The 15,556-nt window shown below is 68.1% G+C and carries 15 protein-coding genes and 1 pseudogene; 6 read left to right on the top strand and 10 right to left on the bottom strand.

Going from position 1 to position 15,556, the window contains the following annotated elements; genetic code table 11:
* Positions 1–186: 186 nt before the first annotated feature.
* Positions 187–804 (bottom strand): LysE family translocator, encoded by a 618-nt coding sequence (locus ABD743_RS36005; RefSeq protein WP_344727813.1) that lies wholly within the window; start codon positions 802–804, stop codon positions 187–189.
* Between the two features lie 114 nt (positions 805–918).
* Here ABD743_RS36005 and ABD743_RS36000 point away from each other — a divergent pair, with 114 nt between their 5' ends.
* Both ABD743_RS36000 and ABD743_RS35995 read left to right on the top strand, forming a co-directional pair.
* Positions 919–1,371 carry an Lrp/AsnC family transcriptional regulator gene (locus ABD743_RS36000; RefSeq protein ID WP_344727812.1) on the top strand — a complete coding sequence of 151 codons (453 nt, stop codon included), beginning with the start codon at positions 919–921 and terminating at the stop codon, positions 1,369–1,371.
* A 691-nt stretch (positions 1,372–2,062) separates the two neighbouring features.
* Positions 2,063–2,332 (top strand): hypothetical protein, encoded by a 270-nt coding sequence (locus ABD743_RS35995; protein ID WP_344727810.1) that lies wholly within the window; start codon positions 2,063–2,065, stop codon positions 2,330–2,332.
* 118 nt (positions 2,333–2,450) lie between these two features.
* Here the strand turns inward: ABD743_RS35995 and ABD743_RS35990 are convergent, their stop codons facing one another.
* Positions 2,451–3,428: a helix-turn-helix transcriptional regulator gene (locus tag ABD743_RS35990; protein WP_344727809.1), complete on the bottom strand. Its 978-nt coding sequence runs from the start codon at positions 3,426–3,428 to the stop codon at positions 2,451–2,453.
* A gap of 339 nt (positions 3,429–3,767) precedes the next feature.
* Here ABD743_RS35990 and ABD743_RS35985 point away from each other — a divergent pair, with 339 nt between their 5' ends.
* Together ABD743_RS35985 and ABD743_RS35980 are read left to right on the top strand one after the other, a co-directional pair.
* Positions 3,768–4,748, top strand: coding sequence for a helix-turn-helix domain-containing protein (locus ABD743_RS35985; RefSeq protein ID WP_344727808.1), 981 nt, complete (start codon positions 3,768–3,770; stop codon positions 4,746–4,748).
* 89 nt (positions 4,749–4,837) lie between these two features.
* On the top strand, positions 4,838–5,599 hold the full coding sequence (locus ABD743_RS35980; protein WP_344727806.1) for a class I SAM-dependent methyltransferase: 762 nt from the start codon (positions 4,838–4,840) through the stop codon (positions 5,597–5,599).
* A 55-nt stretch (positions 5,600–5,654) separates the two neighbouring features.
* Here the strand turns inward: ABD743_RS35980 and ABD743_RS35975 are convergent, their stop codons facing one another.
* Together ABD743_RS35975 and ABD743_RS35970 are read right to left on the bottom strand one after the other, a co-directional pair.
* A complete protein-coding gene (locus ABD743_RS35975; RefSeq protein WP_344727805.1) occupies positions 5,655–6,824 on the bottom strand; it encodes an acyl-CoA dehydrogenase family protein in 1,170 nt (389 codons plus the stop codon).
* Between the two features lie 169 nt (positions 6,825–6,993).
* Entirely contained in the window at positions 6,994–7,968 is a 975-nt protein-coding gene (locus ABD743_RS35970; RefSeq protein WP_344727804.1) for a helix-turn-helix domain-containing protein, read from the bottom strand.
* A gap of 326 nt (positions 7,969–8,294) precedes the next feature.
* On the opposite strand from ABD743_RS35970, the gene ABD743_RS35965 reads away from it, so the two are divergent.
* A complete protein-coding gene (locus ABD743_RS35965; RefSeq protein WP_344727802.1) occupies positions 8,295–9,221 on the top strand; it encodes a sulfotransferase domain-containing protein in 927 nt (308 codons plus the stop codon).
* A 44-nt stretch (positions 9,222–9,265) separates the two neighbouring features.
* On the opposite strand, the gene ABD743_RS35960 is transcribed toward ABD743_RS35965, so the two are convergent.
* The 4 genes and pseudogenes from ABD743_RS35960 to ABD743_RS35945 all read right to left on the bottom strand — a co-directional run.
* Positions 9,266–9,688 (bottom strand): nuclear transport factor 2 family protein, encoded by a 423-nt coding sequence (locus ABD743_RS35960; protein WP_344727801.1) that lies wholly within the window; start codon positions 9,686–9,688, stop codon positions 9,266–9,268.
* Positions 9,689–9,767: 79 nt separating this feature from the next.
* The gene (gene sbnA, locus ABD743_RS35955) at positions 9,768–10,754 is read right to left on the bottom strand and encodes a 2,3-diaminopropionate biosynthesis protein SbnA (RefSeq protein ID WP_344727800.1); all 987 of its coding nucleotides are present in this window, start codon (positions 10,752–10,754) and stop codon (positions 9,768–9,770) included.
* Positions 10,755–11,309: 555 nt separating this feature from the next.
* Positions 11,310–11,750, bottom strand: a complete 441-nt coding sequence (locus tag ABD743_RS35950) for a GMC oxidoreductase (RefSeq protein WP_344727798.1) — start codon at positions 11,748–11,750, stop codon at positions 11,310–11,312.
* A gap of 209 nt (positions 11,751–11,959) precedes the next feature.
* Positions 11,960–12,673 (bottom strand): annotated as a pseudogene (locus ABD743_RS35945) (GMC family oxidoreductase); the annotation flags it as partial.
* A gap of 212 nt (positions 12,674–12,885) precedes the next feature.
* Here ABD743_RS35945 and ABD743_RS35940 point away from each other — a divergent pair.
* Positions 12,886–13,464 carry a dihydrofolate reductase family protein gene (locus ABD743_RS35940; protein WP_344727797.1) on the top strand — a complete coding sequence of 193 codons (579 nt, stop codon included), beginning with the start codon at positions 12,886–12,888 and terminating at the stop codon, positions 13,462–13,464.
* 100 nt (positions 13,465–13,564) lie between these two features.
* Here ABD743_RS35940 and ABD743_RS35935 read toward each other — a convergent pair whose 3' ends face one another.
* Both ABD743_RS35935 and ABD743_RS35930 read right to left on the bottom strand, forming a co-directional pair.
* The gene (locus ABD743_RS35935; protein ID WP_344727796.1) at positions 13,565–14,041 is read right to left on the bottom strand and encodes a pyridoxamine 5'-phosphate oxidase family protein; all 477 of its coding nucleotides are present in this window, start codon (positions 14,039–14,041) and stop codon (positions 13,565–13,567) included.
* A gap of 111 nt (positions 14,042–14,152) precedes the next feature.
* Positions 14,153–15,556 carry a DUF2207 family protein gene (locus ABD743_RS35930; RefSeq protein WP_344727795.1) on the bottom strand — a complete coding sequence of 468 codons (1,404 nt, stop codon included), beginning with the start codon at positions 15,554–15,556 and terminating at the stop codon, positions 14,153–14,155.

The following is a 15,556-nucleotide window of genomic DNA, read 5'->3' as shown; positions in this document are numbered from 1 at the left end:
GGCGCCCGGTACCAGTCGATCTCCGTAGCGGCGGCGGCCCAGAACGACTCCGGCCAATCAAGGCTCGCGCGGAACGAATTGCGGTAGCTGATCACTTCTCTGCTCCGATCGTCGTCAACACATGACTCCGTCGCCCCGGGCACTGACCGCCACGTCGGTGAACCGGCCCGTCTTCTCGCCACCGCGCTATCCGATGATCTGCTCCATCAGCAGCACAGCACCGATCGCGACCATCGCGGCGCCGGAGATGCGGGACACCAGTCGCGCCGCCCCGGGCCGCGCGCGCAGCACCAGCCGCGCTCCCGTGCCCACTCCCGTGTAGACCACGGCACAACTGAGGGTGTGCACCAACCCCAGCAACACGATCTGCATCCCGAGCGACCAGCCGGCGGCCGGGTCGGTGAACTGCGGCAGCAACGCAACGAACAACAACAACGCCTTCGGGTTCAGGCCGCTGATCCCTGCACCTTTCACCGCCCGCCACACCCACAAACCGGGCGCGGACCCGGCAGCGGTCGCCGGACCTGACGGATGTGCGATCGCCGTGACACCCAGCCACATCAGGTACACCGCACCCACCGCTGTCAGCACCGTCAGCATCAGCGGCGAGCGGGCCACCAGTGCGGCGACACCCGCCGCCACCACAACCGTCAGCGCCACGTAGCCCGCGAGCAGCCCGCCCACGGCGGGCAGGACCGTGCGGTCCCGAAGCCCGGCCCCGATCGCGTACGCCCAGTCGGCACCCGGTGTCAGCACCAGCAGGAGCGACACTCCCCAGAACGCGACGACCGTCCCGACCGCCATGACGTGCATCTCCTCCGCCAGATCTCGATGACCTGAGGAAAGACTAGGTACGAATGGCGCGAAGGTGCTTCCAATCTTGCGTCGGTGACGGGGTTTCGGGGGATAATCTTCCCCATGGACGACGTGGACCGGAAAATTCTTGCCGAGCTGCAACAGGACGGTCGGCTCACCGTCACCGAGCTCGCCGAGCGCGTCCGGCTGAGCGTCTCGCCCTGCCACCGGCGTCTTCGCGCCCTGGAGCATTCGGGGGCGATCGCGAGCTACCGGGCTCACCTCGACGCTCACGCCCTCGGGTTCGGCTTCGACGCTCTCGTGTTCGCCACCATGCGCGACGCCGACCGCGACACCGTCGATGCCTTCGAAAACGCCGTCGCCGCCATCCCCCACGTCCTGCAGGCCCAACGGCTCTTCGGCGACCCCGACTATCTCCTGCGCGTCGTCACCCGCGACCTGCAGGCCTTCCAGCAGCTCTACGACGACCGCCTCGCCACGCTCCCCGGTGTCCAGCGCCTCAGTTCGACCCTCGTCATGAAGAGCGTCGTGGACAACCGGCCGCTACCCCTGTAACGAGCCGTGGCGATGGCCATGCCGCCTCGCGTCGGGTTCGATCGCCCACGCCGGACACGACCTCTCCTGTGCCGGATCAGAGGGAGGACCCCCGCACCGTGCCAATTCGAGGAGGGCACAGCGCGGGGCCTTTGCTGAATCCGGTGGTGTTCATGGCGCCCATCCCTGACAGGAGCGCCGAAGTGTCCTGCCATACCGGTCGAGGGTCAAGTAGAGTCAGGGTTCGGTAATGCTTCTGTATGCTCTTGCTGCAGATGCGGCAGGAGGACGGCCGGTTGGGTGTCGTGGTGTCGGGACTTTCGCCTCTCCCGGATCCGGTCGGTTGCAACAATTCTCGAATGTGCCGGAGGGCACACAAGGTCCTTGCAGCCGACGATCTTACGGCGCGGGCTGTGTCGCGTGTGGGCGTGTCGTCACGGACGGACGCCTCACGCACCTTCTGGTGGGCCCGGGGACTGCGGTTTGTGCTGGGGAGCGACAGACCTCAGTCCCCGGGACACCCCCACATCCCATCACGTGTCAACGACGCTGCGTGATCTGGACAAACGAACAAGAACTAGGGCAGTCGGTAACCACCACGTAACGAGTGCTGATCATCCACTCGGGACACCAGGAGGCCGTTCCTGCTGGTTGACGCGACCTACCGCGGAAGACCTACGTAAGTTGTCCGGTCAGCCAAGCACTAGCGCGCATGGCCGCCGTCAGGGATTACTACGGAGGAACGAGGAAACGAAGTGCTCATGGCCGGACTCAAGGAGGAGCGATCAACGACTACGAGTGGCTTGTTAAAGATCTCCTCGCGCTAGCGGTCGAGGCATCGATTCGGGCTGAGTTCGACGAGCCCCGTAGTGCGGCTTTCGCCGAGCTTGGATCAGAGGTCTATCGGGCGATCTTCAAGGCGACCGAGGACGTGCTACCTGCCGGCGCACTGCAAGCGTTCGCGGAAGAGCGGAAGCCGTAGCCCGGTGGCCCCGTAGACCTCTCCGCCGCCACAGATCGCAAGGGCTGGGCTGGTTGAACCCCCGACTCCCGCAACGGGCACCAGCACGGCCGAGTCGGCGCCGGTGCAGCCCGACTGGCTAGCTGACCGATTCTCCTGTTTCACGGTCCGGAAGAGGAGCGGATCCGGCGTGAAGGCGCTCCTGGCGCCAGCCGCTCGGTGTCATCACGTACCGCCGCCGGAACGCCCGTTCGAACGTCCGGAGATCGAGGAACCCGACAGCCGCCGCAATGTCCGAGATCCTCAACCAGTCGTGCCTCCGGTCGGACAACATGGCCTGTGCTGCTTGCAGCCGCTCCTCGCGGAGGTACGCACCAGGCGTGGTCCCGATCCGCTCGAACAGGGTGTACGCGTGGCTGACCGACACGTGGTGCCGCCGCGCCAGTTCCTCGACCCGCAGGTCCGGGTCGGCCAGATGTTCGCGGACGTGCCTCCGCATCATGTCGAGCAACACCTTCTCGGGGCCGGCCCCGCCCGGCACGGAGGGTGTGACGTCGCGCAGCGCCATCGCGAGCAGAGCGATCGCGGCGCGGCCGGCGTCCATCCGTTGCTGGTCGGTGAGGTCGTCGGCCGCCTCGAACAGGCGGCCGAGGTAGGCGGACAGCATCTGCATCGCCGGGGCCGTGGTGGCCACGCTGCGCGCACATGCCTCGGTGATCTCCGCGGTACGGAGCGGGAGCAACTGGCGTGGGAAACGCAGGGTCAGGCTCCAGGTCTCGGTCGAGGAGACCCGCTCGAAGCGGCTACGCGACTCGCACAGCACTCCCGTACCGGCCGGCTGCTCGGCGCAGCGGTCGTGCTGGCGGACGCGGCCCCGGCCGGCGCTGTAAACACAGAAGAGCAACCGGTTGCACGTCGACGCCCTTGCTGCCATCCGGTCCGTCCGGAGTGTCATCATCGGCCCTCCCCAATGCGACCGAGAGAGCGTGAGGGCCTCGCCGAACTCCTGGACCGCCACACGCCCCCGGAAGCCGGGACCCGTCCGGGCAATCATCGGTAGGAAGAACTCACCGGCAACGTCTTCCAACTCCTCACCGGAGAACTCGCGGATCTGCACGGCCCCGAGGCTAGTTCCGGGCCATCCGCCCAGGTAGGAGCGCTACGAGTGCTCTTACTACCACCTGTACGGCTAGTGCCACCCGCACGACCAGCAGTGTCGGGTCACGGCGCTCCTCGAGCAATCATTCTGATCATTGCGCATTGCTACGACCTCGAGCTTCGCACGCTCACCGGTCCCGGGAGGAATTGCTTCTGGACCAGAAGAGATGGTGAATCTGTTGAGGACCACGAGCGGATGCAGCGGCTGTCCGGTTAGGCCCGCCGCGGGCGATCTGACCCGTCCGGGGCGCGATCAGGATCGCCCGCACGTTGCCGATGGCGGAGTTAGCCTCTTGTCGTGCAGATTTACGAGTACTCGGGTGAGGAGTATGAACACGTCGCCAGTGAGTTCTCCATACCGTTGATCACCCGGACGGGCCCCGACTTCCGCGGGCGGTCGGCGGTCCAGAAGCTCGGCGGGGCCCTCACGCTCTATCGATCGCATTTCCGAGGGGCGATATCGGCGGTCCGGACCAACCGGATGGCGGCGAGGGCGTCAGCAGACAACGGGATGCTTTTCTGCCTACAAGAGATGGTCCGCCAGGGCTACATGCGCCAGCACGGCCGCTCCGCCGAGCTGGCGGCCGGCACGGGGGTTCTGATCGAGGCGCGGAGTCCCTCCGAGCGGACCTCGCAGACCGAGGCCCGGTTGTTGACCTTGCATTTCTCCCGCGAGCTCCTTCCGCTTCGCACCACCGAGATCACCGAGGCCTGTGCGCGCAGCGCGCACCCGGCGGCTCCGGCCATGCAGATGCTGTCCGGCTACCTCGGTCGACTGTTCGATGCTGCCGACGACCTCACAGCGGCGCAGCGACTGGACGCCGGCCGCGCCGCGATCGAGATGCTCGTGATGGTGCTGCGGGACGTCGCCCCGTCGGTGCCAAGCGGGGACGGCCCCAAGGAGGTACTGCTCGACATGATGCGGACGCACGTCCGCGAACACCTCGCCGATCCAGGGCTGCGGGTCGAGGAGCTCGCGCGCCGGCACTACGTGTCGGTCAGGCACGCGTACAGCCTCTTCGCACGGATCGGGACCACCCCCGGTGTGTACCTTCGCGAGCAACGGCTGCTCGCAGCACAAGCGATGCTGTCCGACCCGCAACTCGCCCAGCTCAGTCTGTCGGCCATCGCGGCTGACGTCGGATTCCTCGACATCCGGACGTTCGAGCGGGCGTTCCGGAGGCGGTACGGGATGACGCCGCGCGGCTGGCGCCGTGAGCACTGCCCCTCCGGATCCGCTCCCGCGAACCTGAGCAGGAAATGCCTCAATCCTGAGTAGGAGACACCGCCCCCGTTGCAGGCCTGGTGCGCTCAACTGGGGCGACCCACCGTCGGAAGGACGTTCATGTCCGCCATCGCGGATTCCCGATGATCTTCGAAGTCGCCGCCGACGCCTACGGGCGATACATGGGCCGCTTCTCCGAACCGCTCGCAGGCCGATTCGCGGACCTGTTGCAGCTACGGCAGGGCCAGCACGCGCTGGACGTCGGCTGCGGACCAGGTGCGCTGACCACCGTGCTCGCCGAACACCTGGGGGCCGGCGCCGTCGCGGCAGTCGACCTGTCCGAGTCGTTCGTCGCCGCGGTCCGGACACGCCTGCCCCAGGTCGACGTGCGTCGCGCTGGGGCGGAGCACCTGCCGTTCGATGATGCCGAGTTCGACGTAGCAGCCGCACAGCTCGTCGTGCATTTCATGACCGATGCCGTCGCCGGCCTCACAGAGATGGCCCGCGTCACGCGCCCCGGCGGCCTCGTCGCCGCCTGCGTCTGGGATTACGGGGGCAGCCGAGGCCCGCTGTCACCGTTCTGGCGGGCGGCGCACGACCTCGATCCGGACGTACCCGACGAGTCCGATCGCGCCGGCACGCGCGTCGGCCAGCTCGCCGAGATGTTCACCGCGGCGAGACTGCGGGACATCCGGTCCTCGGAGCTGGCCGTGACGGTTACCTACCCGACCTTCGAGGACTGGTGGGAACCGCTGACGCTCGGCGTCGGCGCCACCTCCACCTACATGGCCGGGCTCGACGACGTACGGCGCACGGCCTTGCGGGCCCTCTGCGCCGCGCAGCTTCCGCCGCCGCCCTTCGAGATCACCGGCGTCGCATGGTCGGCAGTCGGTGTGGCGGGCTGACCCCAGTGGCCGGCTCCCCCACCCCTGACGCTCGGCTGCTCGTCATCCGTCGCCGTCACAGAAGTGGCGATGGAGAGTCCTGACCGAAATACATCGCACCAGCCCATTCCCACATTCGGCTCTTCCCCAGCGTGTGCTGAGCGATGGTGTCGAGATCGCGCATCTGTCGCCCCAATGAGCATTCATCCTGAAGGGCGACATTGCCAACCGTGTCAACGAGCAACCGAACGGCAGTGCGGCATTCCGACACCGTGTGGACGAGAAGGCCTGCGAGCTGGGCCCGCTGCCCGATCGACGGCGCGTCGCCGGCCACGATCACACTCCACAAGGTGCTGACTGTGTCGTACGCGTAGCTGCGCGCCGCGCCGACCATCGCCCGCGCCCGAGCGACGGCAGCCCGGACGCGCGGTGAATCCCGCGCAGGAATCATCTCCGGCATCAACACCTTGGCGTCGAGAATCGAGACTGCCACGTCACAGGCATCGAGCGCAGCGCCAAGAGGGACGCCGACAAAGTTGACTATGACCATCCCACGCCAGCTGTAGAGCGGCCCGGACCGGTAGCTCTGGCCATGGACCCAGGTGTTCTCCGCCGGTACGAACGTGTCGGTGATCGTGTAGTCGTGGCTCCCGCTTCCGGTCAGGCCCAAGGGCCTCCAGGTGTCCAATACCTCCCACTGGGCTGCGGGCAACATTGCTATGCGCCTCTCCGGCGTGCCGTCAGCCAGTAGCCGAGGCGACCCGTTCTCCGTCACCCGCGCACCACCCACGATGACGTCCGCATGGGTCACGCCACTGCCGAACGACCATCGGCCGGACAGCCGGTAGCCGGCGTCGCACACCTCGAGGGTCCCTGCCGGCGTGAGCCACCCAGCGGTCACCGCATCCAGATCGGGGTAGAGCGACCGGGCGGCAGCATCGTCGATGTTGGCGCTGTAATAGCCGCTGTCGGCGCCGATCTGGGCGCACCAGCCGGCTGAGGCATCAGCACGAGACAGCGTTTCGACGATTTCGATCTGTCGGCAGATGTCGACTTCGGGTCCGCCCCACGTGGCGGGCATGGCCATTCGAAACACCCCGGTCGACCGGAGTGCGTTCACAACCGGCTCGGTCAGGCGGCGAGCGGCTTCCACCTCGGCAGCGTGCTCCCGCAACAGCGGCCCGATCCTGTCGGAGTTGGCGAGGATGGTGGCGCCGTCCAACGCCGACCCGCTGTCAACCTTCATCAGCACGATCCTCCATCCCGTCGAATGTCTTCTTCGATAACCCGGCCACGGCCGCCGGTGCCGGCGAGGTAGGGCGTCGGTCCGAAGCGGGCAGGGCGCTCGAGCACGCATCCGCACGGAGTACGAGAATCCGCGGTGGCATCGGGTGTCCCCAGTTGACCGCATCGGGCTACCTCGGAGACAGGCGTTTTCTCGTCAGCGGTGCGGCATTCCCTGACCGAAGATGCACACGGCGGCAGTCACCCGGCGTCATGCCGTACTGCTGCCGGAACGCCCGCTCGAACGTCCTGCGGTCGAGGAACCCCACCGCAGCCGCGATGTCCGTCGTCCCGAGCCGCGAGTACCGCGGGTCGGACAGCATCGCCCGCGCCGCAAGCAGCCGTTGCTCCCGGAGGTACGCAGCGGGCGTGGTTCCGAGCCGCTCGAACAGGGTGTAGACGTGCCTGACCGACAGGCGGTGCCGACGCGCCAGCTCATCGACCCGCAAGTGCGGCTCGGCCATGTGTTCGCGCAGGTGCGTCTGCATCATGTCGAGCAACACCCCCTCCGGGCCGGCCCCGCCCGGCACCGTGGGTGTGACGTCCCGCAGCGTCATCGCGAGCAGATCGATCGCGGCCCGCCCGGCGTCCAGCCGCTGGGCCGCGGTGAGCTCATCGGCCATCTCGAACAGCCGACCGAGGTAGCCGGACAGCAACTGCATGGCCGGCGCTGCGGGATTCACGCCGCGCGCACAGGCCTCGGTGATCTCGGCGGTGCGCAGCGGGAGCAACTCGCGGCAGAACCGCAGGTTCATGCACCGGGTCTCGGTCTGCGAGACCCGGTCGTAGGGCCTACGTGCCTCGATCAGAATGCCCGTACCTGCCGCCAACTCGACGAGGCGGTCGTGCTGGCGGACGCGGCCTCGGCCGGCCATGTATACGCAGAAGACCATCACGTTGTCTGCCGACGCGCTCGCCGCCATCCGACCGGTCCGGGCAAGTGACACCGGTGCTCGGAAATGCGACCGAGAAAGAGTAAGGGTCTCGCTCAGCTCCTGGACCGCCGACCGTCCGCGGAAGTCGGGACCCGTCCGGGCGATCATCGGCACCCAGATCTCCCTCGCGACGTGTTCGAACTCCTCACCGGAGTACTCGCGAATCTGCACGGCCCCGAGGCTAGCGCCGGCATCGTCCCAGGTTAGCCGCCCTCACTTGAGGGAGTGCGCTGAGCACTGCTGGTGAAACTGCTACGCCCGCCGCAACCCTTATGCTAATTCGGGGGTATCAGCACATACTGCCCGCTTCGAACGAAACGACCTGGCCGGCACGGGCCCGCCGACCGGTATGATCACCCTGCCAGGCCCTCTGCCCCAACTGGGCCAGCTTCGCCCTTACCCGCACAGCCCGTTCATCGACCGACGATCGAGGTCTTTCCGCGTCGGCGCTTCGATCGTGACCGTCGGCCCGGCGTGCGGAAAGGAATGATTCTGTGGTGCGATACCAGAATGTCGTCTGGGACAGCGCGCGCTGGGACGGCTTCGCGTTCCGCGACGACGACATCGTGATCAGCACGCCGCCGAAGAGCGGCACCACCTGGATACAGATGATCTGTGCCCTGCTGGTGTTCGGAACCTCGGAGTTCGACAGGGACCTGGGCGAGGTGTCGCCGTGGCTCGATCTGGTCATGCAACCGCGAGACGCGGTGGTGGCCGCCCTGGAAGCACAGCGGCACCGCCGGTTCATCAAGACGCACACGCCGCTGACCGGGGTGCCGTTCGACCCGCGGGTGTCCTATCTGTGTGTCGGCCGCGACCCGCGAGACGTCGGCATCTCATGGGGAAACCACCTGGCGAACATGGATCTGCAAGCGGTCAAGCAGGCCCGGGATGCGGTCGACCTCGCAACGGCGGGCAACCTCTTACCCGCCGTACCGCCGCCGGAGGCGACGTCCCGACGCGACCGGTTCCGGCACTGGATGCTCGACGCCACCCCCGTAGCGGTCAGCGGTTCCAGCTTGCGCTTCACGCTGCATCACCTCGGCACTTTCTGGGACAGACGCGACTCGTCCAATGTGATCTTGATCCACTACGACGACCTCAAGGCCGATCTGCCCGGCGAGATGCACCGTCTGGCTCAGCGGTTGGACATGACCGTGCCGGAGTCGGCGTGGCCGTCGCTGGAGCGGGCGGCAACATTCGATGACATGCGAAAGCACGCCAACCGACTCGTCCCGGACGCCGGCCTGGCCAAGCGGGACAAAAAGCAGTTTTTCCACCGCGGCGTGAGCGGGCAATGGACGCAGGTGCTCGAAGACACCGACCTGCGGGAGTACTCGGCGCGGGCGGCCGAACTGGCCGGGCCCGACCTGCTGAGATGGGTCCACCACATGCCGGGCGGGGTCGACCTTGGCGACGCCTGACGGGCCGGGTCGGAGAGTTGTCGCCTCCCGGCCCTTGCCGCCCGTCAGGGCGACGTGGTGGCAGTGACGACCGCGTGGGAGTCCATGTAGTCACGCCAGTGGACGACCTTGCGATTCTCGGCTGTGATGATCGACGCGAAGCGGTTGTCGTAGAGCTTCCCGGTCGCGGGAACCGTGCCGTGGACCTCGTACTCGAGCACGACGATCCGCGGGTCCCTTCCGTGATGGACGACCAGCGAGTCGGCGCTGTGAAGATCCATCCCGTAACCCGAGAAGGTCGTCATGATCGCTTCCCGACCGTCGAGCCGGCGGGGCCAACCAGGGAAGTCGTAGCGGAACTCGAACACCGCGGCGTCGTCGATGAGATCCCAGAAGTGGGCGCCGTCGACCAGGCCCTCCAGGCCCTCCAGGATGATCTCGAAGAACGGATCGAGATTGGCGAACTCGGAGTACTCGGCGTTGGACATGGACGCTCCTGTCGCTCGGTCCCGCCATGGAGTCGGTGACTACGGGGGCGGGACCACCTCTACTCCGTGGCGTGACAGATCAGGCTGCTGAGTAAAGCGCGGCGCGGTCGTCGTCCGGGAGCGCGTCGTTGCCGTAGAGCTCCTGCACCCAGTTGGTCTGGTAGACGGTGTCGAGGTAACGCTCGCCCATGTCGGGGGCGAGGGTCACGGCGGTCATGTCGGGTGTGCCGTACTGCTCGAGCCAGCGGACCGCTCCGGTGACCTGCGTGCCGGTGGAACCACCGAACAGGAACCCATGCCTGGCCAGCCGGTGGCAAGTGCGGACGGTGTCGGCCTCGTCGACCATGACCACGTCATCCACGTAGGACTCGTCCAGCAGCGGCGGCCGCACACCCATGCCCAGGCCGGGGATCATCCGGCGTCCGGTGGGGCCACCGAAGGACACCGACCCGATGGTGTCGACCGCGACGATGCGCACCGGGCGGTGCCATTCCTTGAAGAAACGAGCGCACCCCATCAGCGTGCCGGTGGTGCCCGCACCGACGAACAACACGTCGAGCTGGGGGAACTGGCGGGCGATAGCCGGCGCCGTCCTGCGGTAGTGCGCACCCCAGTTGGCCGGGTTGGTGTACTGGTTGAACCACACGTACCGGTCGTCGGAGGCGCACAGCGCGCGGACGTAGTCGATCCGCGCCGCGAGGAACCCGCCGGTCGGGTGGGGTTCGGTGATGATGTGTACCTGGCTGCCCAGGGCTTCCATCAGTCGTCGGGTGGCGAGGTTGCAGCGTGAGTCGGTGACGCAGACGAACCGATAGCCCTTGCTGGCCGCGAGCATGCTCAACGCCACACCGAGGTTGCCCGATGAGGACTCGATGAGAATCGATCCGGGGCGCAGTACCCCGTCGCGCTCCGCTGCCTCGACCATCTCGGTGGCCGCCTTCACCTTCACCGAACCGGCGAAGTTAAATCCCTCACACTTCAAGAAGAGCGGCTGACCGAAGATGGACTTCACGTCGACATAGAGCTCGTCTTCGTTGAACTGGTGAGGAGCGGAAATGACTGACATCTGGGTCCCCCTCGTCAATGCTGGCTCGCCACTTGGCGCCTGCTGGTTTGAACGACTATCCCGCGCAACCGGTTCAACCCGCCGGAGATTCCCTCCGAGTTTTCCGGCCGAAGCCACGGGATGTGTGGCGAACACGACAGCGAATACGGGAACCGCACCGAGCCGGTTACTGTCCGCGAGGGCCGGCGAAGAACTGCGTGGTGAAAACACCGAGAAGATGGGGAGATGTTCCGCTCCCACCATGTGAAGGCGTTTCCGCGTTGATCGTCACGACCATGCCGATATGACCCGGTGATCGGCTGGTCCGATTTGCGCAGTCTGCCGACCCGACCGCGCGGCGCATCTGCCGGCCTGCCCTCCACGGTGACCGGGCGCGGGGCGACCGCACCGACGTGACCAAGACCTGGCGCCGGTCACGCTCCGACGAGGCTAACGGCGTCACCGGCCGACGCTCATGAGAGTGCGCCTGATCATCGATTGCTACGTGATGTCCTACATATCCCGACTCGCCCGATCTCGGGCAGTCCCGCGACAAGCGTCCGGGGTAGGTGGAGTTCACGCTTGCCGGATGAGGTCGGCGGCCTTTTCGGCGATCATGATCGTCGGCGCGTTGGTGTTGCCGTGCGGTGAGGCCGGCATGGTGGAGGCGTCGATGACGCGCAGCCCGTCGACGCCGCGGACTCGAAGTGCGGGGTCGACGACGGCGTCGTCGTGAGTGCCCATGGCACAGGTGCCGGTCGGGTGGTACACGGTCTGGGTCCAGCGGCGGATGTGTGCGGTGAGTTCCGTGTCGGTGGGCTCGGCCGACGCGGGCAGGTGAGGCTTGGCCAGGAACCGTGCGAGAGGGTCGAGCCGACTGATTTCGAGGACGATCTTGGCTCCGGCCAGCAGGACGTCGAAGTCGGATGGTTCGTCGTAGAAACCGAGATCGATGACGGGTCTGCTGGTCGGGTCGGCGTCGGCCAGGGTGATTCGGCCTCGGCTGCCTGGCGCCACCAGCGTGACGAGAGCGGTGAAGGCCGGCGGGGGTACCGGTTGTTGGGCGTTGTCGTTGTACCCGGTGGGCGCGGTGTACAGCTGGATGTCGGGTGGGCCGTCGGTGTCTTCGGTGGACAGGAATCCTCCGGTGTCACCGAAATTGGAGGCCAGTGGCCCGCGGTGATCGTGGGCGTAGCGTCGGGCCGCGCCAGCGCCGTATGTAGGCGATGGTGGTCCTGGTAGGCCACGCCTCGTACCCGTCCCTTGTCGGTGACGATGCGGGTTGTCAATGCTGCGGTGCGTACCGTGAGGTTCAGGCGGGTCATCGCCGGGCGTAGGTACGCGTCGACGGTCGACCATCGTCGGCCATCGCGGCAGGTGAGCTGGTAATGCCCGACCCCGTGCTGGTTACCGGAGTTGAAGTCGTCGTTGCGCGGGAGGCCCCACGCAGTGGCCGAGTCGAGCCAGGTGCGCTGCAGCGGGTGTGGCTCGACCGCGTCCTCGACGCGCAGCGGTCCACCTCGACCGTGGATCGGGCCGCCGAGCCGTGCGTTGTCTTCCGCACGCCGGAAGTAGGGCAGTACATCGTGGTAGCCCCAGCCGGTGGCGCCGAAGGCGTCCCGCCAGTGGTCGTAGTCCGCCGCCGCGCATCGCGTGTAGATCATCGCGTTGATCGAGGAGCAGCCGCCGAGTACCCGCCCTCTCGGCATGTACTGCGACCGGCCGGTCGAGGCCAACGGCAGCGTTGTGTAGTTCCAGTCCAGCTCCGACTTGAACAGTGAGAAACACCCGGCGGGCATGTGAATCCGCGGGTCGTCGTCGGTGGGGCCGGCTTCGAGTAGCAACGTGCGCACTTCGGGGTCTTCGGTCAGCCGAGCCGCCAGAACACAGCCCGCGCTGCCGGCGCCCACGATGATGTAGTCGAACGATTCCGCTGTCACGTCGGCGTCCACGCCTCCAGAGTCTGTTTCGAGTCGCCGACAGCAAAGAGCGATACCACTACCAGCACCACCAGCAGCTGCCGATTGTGCGCAACGAGGTCAACTCCGCCCATGCCCGTCAGCGCGGAGCCGGCGAGCGCGCGAACGCGCCGAGTGACCGACCCGGTCAAGGCGATCTTGGTGCCTTCCAGACCCGCTGACGATGAGTTCGGGTGAGCCGGACGGTCTACTTCCCCATGGGCACTCTGAGCTACGCGATGAGCATCTCCCTCGACGGCTACATCGAGGACGTGACCGGCGGCATCACCTTCTCCGAGCCGGACGAGGAGGTGCACCGCTTCGCCAACCAGCAGACCCGCGAGACGGCGGCGTTCCTGTTCGGCCGCGGCCTCTATGAGGTCATGGAGGAGTTCTGGACGGCGCCGGAGCGGGCCGACGGGCACGAGGTGGAGGCGGAGTTCGCCCGCGAGTACGCCGCGACGCCGCGGATCGTGTTCTCCGACTCGCTGGAGTCGGTCGCGCCCGGGTGCCGGCTGGTGCGCCGCGCCGATGCGATCGACGAGGTGGTCCGGCTCAAGAAGGAGACCGACGGCGACCTGTCCGTCGGCGGCGCCGGTCTGGCTGCATCGCTGCTGGACTTGATCGACGAGTTTCGCCCGAGCGTGGTGCCCACCTTCAGCGGCGGCGGCAAGCCGTACTTCCCGCTCGGCGCCGACCTGCGGCTGCGGCTGGTCGAACAGCGCACCTTCCGCTGCGGCACCGTGTACCTGCGTTACGAGAGGATCGGCTGATGGAGCACGTGTGATCGGAGGACGGCGCCGAGATCGACGTCGAGCGGTCCGGCTCCAGGCCGGCCGTGGTCGGCGCCCGTCTCCCCGGATCCCCGTGGGTTCAGCCCTCGCCCACCTCGACCCGCCCGTCGTGCTCGTCGAGGACGTAGACCCGCGACGCCCGCGCCCGGTAGATCCGGAACTGCGCCGCCCCGGAGACGTCGCGCTCGCTCCACGACGCGATGCCCTGCTCCTGCGCGCGCCCGTTGTAGACGGCGAGCGCGGCGGCGCGGTCGTCGGGGCCGACCTCCTCGGCCTCGGCCTCGACGTAGACCGCCGCCGCCCCGCCCACCGCCACCGTGGAGTCGAAGACGACGATGCCGACCGCGGACCGGCCGGTGATGTTGGCGGAGTGGCGGGCCCCCGGGCGCGACACCCAGACGAAGTCCGCACAGTCGAGGGCCGCGAACCACACCGGGGTGGCCCACGGTCGCCCGTCGGCGTCAGCGGTGGCCAGCGTCATGTAGGCGTTGGCCGCCACCACCCGGCGCGCCTCGTCCAACGCCGTGCCCGCGTCCACGCTCTCCCCAACCGCCATGGTCCCGTCTCCCCGCGCCGAAGGTGCTGTCGCGGGTAAGACACGCCCGGCGGGTGGAACTCATCGGTCAGGGTTGAGTCCGGGTGCAGCTGCACGACGTCGACTGCAGTCTCACCTGGCCGGGGCGGGATGCGGGTCGGGAGGCGTACCGCGGTGCCGCGACGGGACGAGCACCTCGATCTCACGGACCCGGCCCAGCCACCGGCCCACCCGCGCGCGAACCAGATCGCCCTCGGCGAGCCGGTCGAAGTCCTTCTCCTCGAGAGCGAACGCCCGCCCCGCGCGGGCGCGCCCGTCGTCGATCGCGATCCAGTACGTGTAGGTGACGGGCGAGTCGCCACTGCCGCCGACCTGATGCCGGCGGCAGCGCACGAGCTGCCCCTCCACCGTCAGCTGCGCCACGTGGTCGGCGAGCACCAGCGCGATCGGCACGGCGGCGACGGTCACGCCGGCCGTCAGTGCCAGGGTGATCGGGTCGCTCGCCTCCCATCCGAGCAGCACGCTGCCGAGGATCACACCGACGATGACCAGCGTGAACGCTCCGCTACCGGCCAGCAGCCCGTTGCCGACTACCGCCCACGAGGTACGTCCCCAGATCAGCCCCCACGGGCCGGGTGCCCCGTACCGGACCTGGACGAGGTGCCACCGGCCCCCGTAGTCGGACCACGCCCGCGAGTCGTCGGCCTCGACGGCGATCGGCAGGCCGGCCACCGCGCGGGGCGCGAGCCCCATGGCCGCGGCGTAGGCCAGCGTGTGCCCCCACACCGTGACGGCCGCGGCGGGCTGCTCGGCGAACCGCCCGCCGGCCAGGTGCTCCCGCACGCCGAGCCAGCGGCCGGCGACGACGGCGCCGGCCGCGGTGCCGCGCTCGGTGTTGAGCCGTTCCACGAGGCTCCCCAGGCCGACGAACACGAGCATCCCGATGCCGAACGCGGCGCCGGCCCCGTCATCGGGCAACAAGTTCAGTCCCAACAGCGCGGCGGCCGCCGCCGGAACGGCCGCGCTCACGATCAGCAACCTGCGATTCGCACGGCCCCACCGGCGCTGCGAGAACCCGAGCCGCCGCGACTCGTCGATCACCGCGTTGCGGAAGCGCTTGCGCCACCTGTCCAGGTTGCGATTGCCCTCGGCGAGTGCTCCGGTCGCCACCACCCCGTCGACGGCCAGCTTGTGGACGTGGTCGAGCACCATCTGCTCGTACGGGCGCAGGGCGGGGGCCCCGCCGCGGGCCAGCCGCACCAGCGCGAGCTCCGGGCCGATCTCCTCGATCGTCACCAGGCGGCGGGCTGCGAGGTCGAGCAGGGTCGCGGCGACGGCATGGCCGGTGAACCGCCAGCCGTTCGTCATCAGGCCGGCGAGCGCGGGCGGCTCCGGCCCGAACTGCCCGGTCGGCGGGCCCGGCTGCGGCGTGGCGCCGCGGGTGGCCAAAGCCATCAGCCCGAACAGGAGGAACCACAGCGCCGCCGCGACCGCGGCGGCACCCCCGGCGAGCACCGGGTCGGCCAGCAGGTCCAT

This window comes from Pseudonocardia yunnanensis (assembly GCF_039534065.1).
Lineage (GTDB): Bacteria > Actinomycetota > Actinomycetes > Mycobacteriales > Pseudonocardiaceae > Pseudonocardia > Pseudonocardia yunnanensis.
This window is presented reverse-complemented; position numbering and strand designations above follow the sequence as displayed.

Excerpts from the sequence above, each read along its gene's own strand:
- ABD743_RS36000 (WP_344727812.1), top strand. The coding sequence starts at position 919 with ATGGACGACGTGGACCGGAAAATTCTTGCCGAGCTGCAACAGGACGGT.
- ABD743_RS35975 (WP_344727805.1), bottom strand. The coding sequence starts at position 6,824 with ATGAAGGTTGACAGCGGGTCGGCGTTGGACGGCGCCACCATCCTCGCC.
- ABD743_RS35995 (WP_344727810.1), top strand. The coding sequence starts at position 2,063 with ATGGCCGCCGTCAGGGATTACTACGGAGGAACGAGGAAACGAAGTGCT.
- ABD743_RS35935 (WP_344727796.1), bottom strand. The coding sequence starts at position 14,041 with ATGGCGGTTGGGGAGAGCGTGGACGCGGGCACGGCGTTGGACGAGGCG.
- ABD743_RS36005 (WP_344727813.1), bottom strand. The coding sequence starts at position 804 with ATGGCGGTCGGGACGGTCGTCGCGTTCTGGGGAGTGTCGCTCCTGCTG.
- sbnA (WP_344727800.1), bottom strand. The coding sequence starts at position 10,754 with ATGTCAGTCATTTCCGCTCCTCACCAGTTCAACGAAGACGAGCTCTAT.
- ABD743_RS35980 (WP_344727806.1), top strand. The coding sequence starts at position 4,838 with ATGATCTTCGAAGTCGCCGCCGACGCCTACGGGCGATACATGGGCCGC.
- ABD743_RS35960 (WP_344727801.1), bottom strand. The coding sequence starts at position 9,688 with ATGTCCAACGCCGAGTACTCCGAGTTCGCCAATCTCGATCCGTTCTTC.
- ABD743_RS35930 (WP_344727795.1), bottom strand. The coding sequence starts at position 15,556 with ATGGACCTGCTGGCCGACCCGGTGCTCGCCGGGGGTGCCGCCGCGGTC.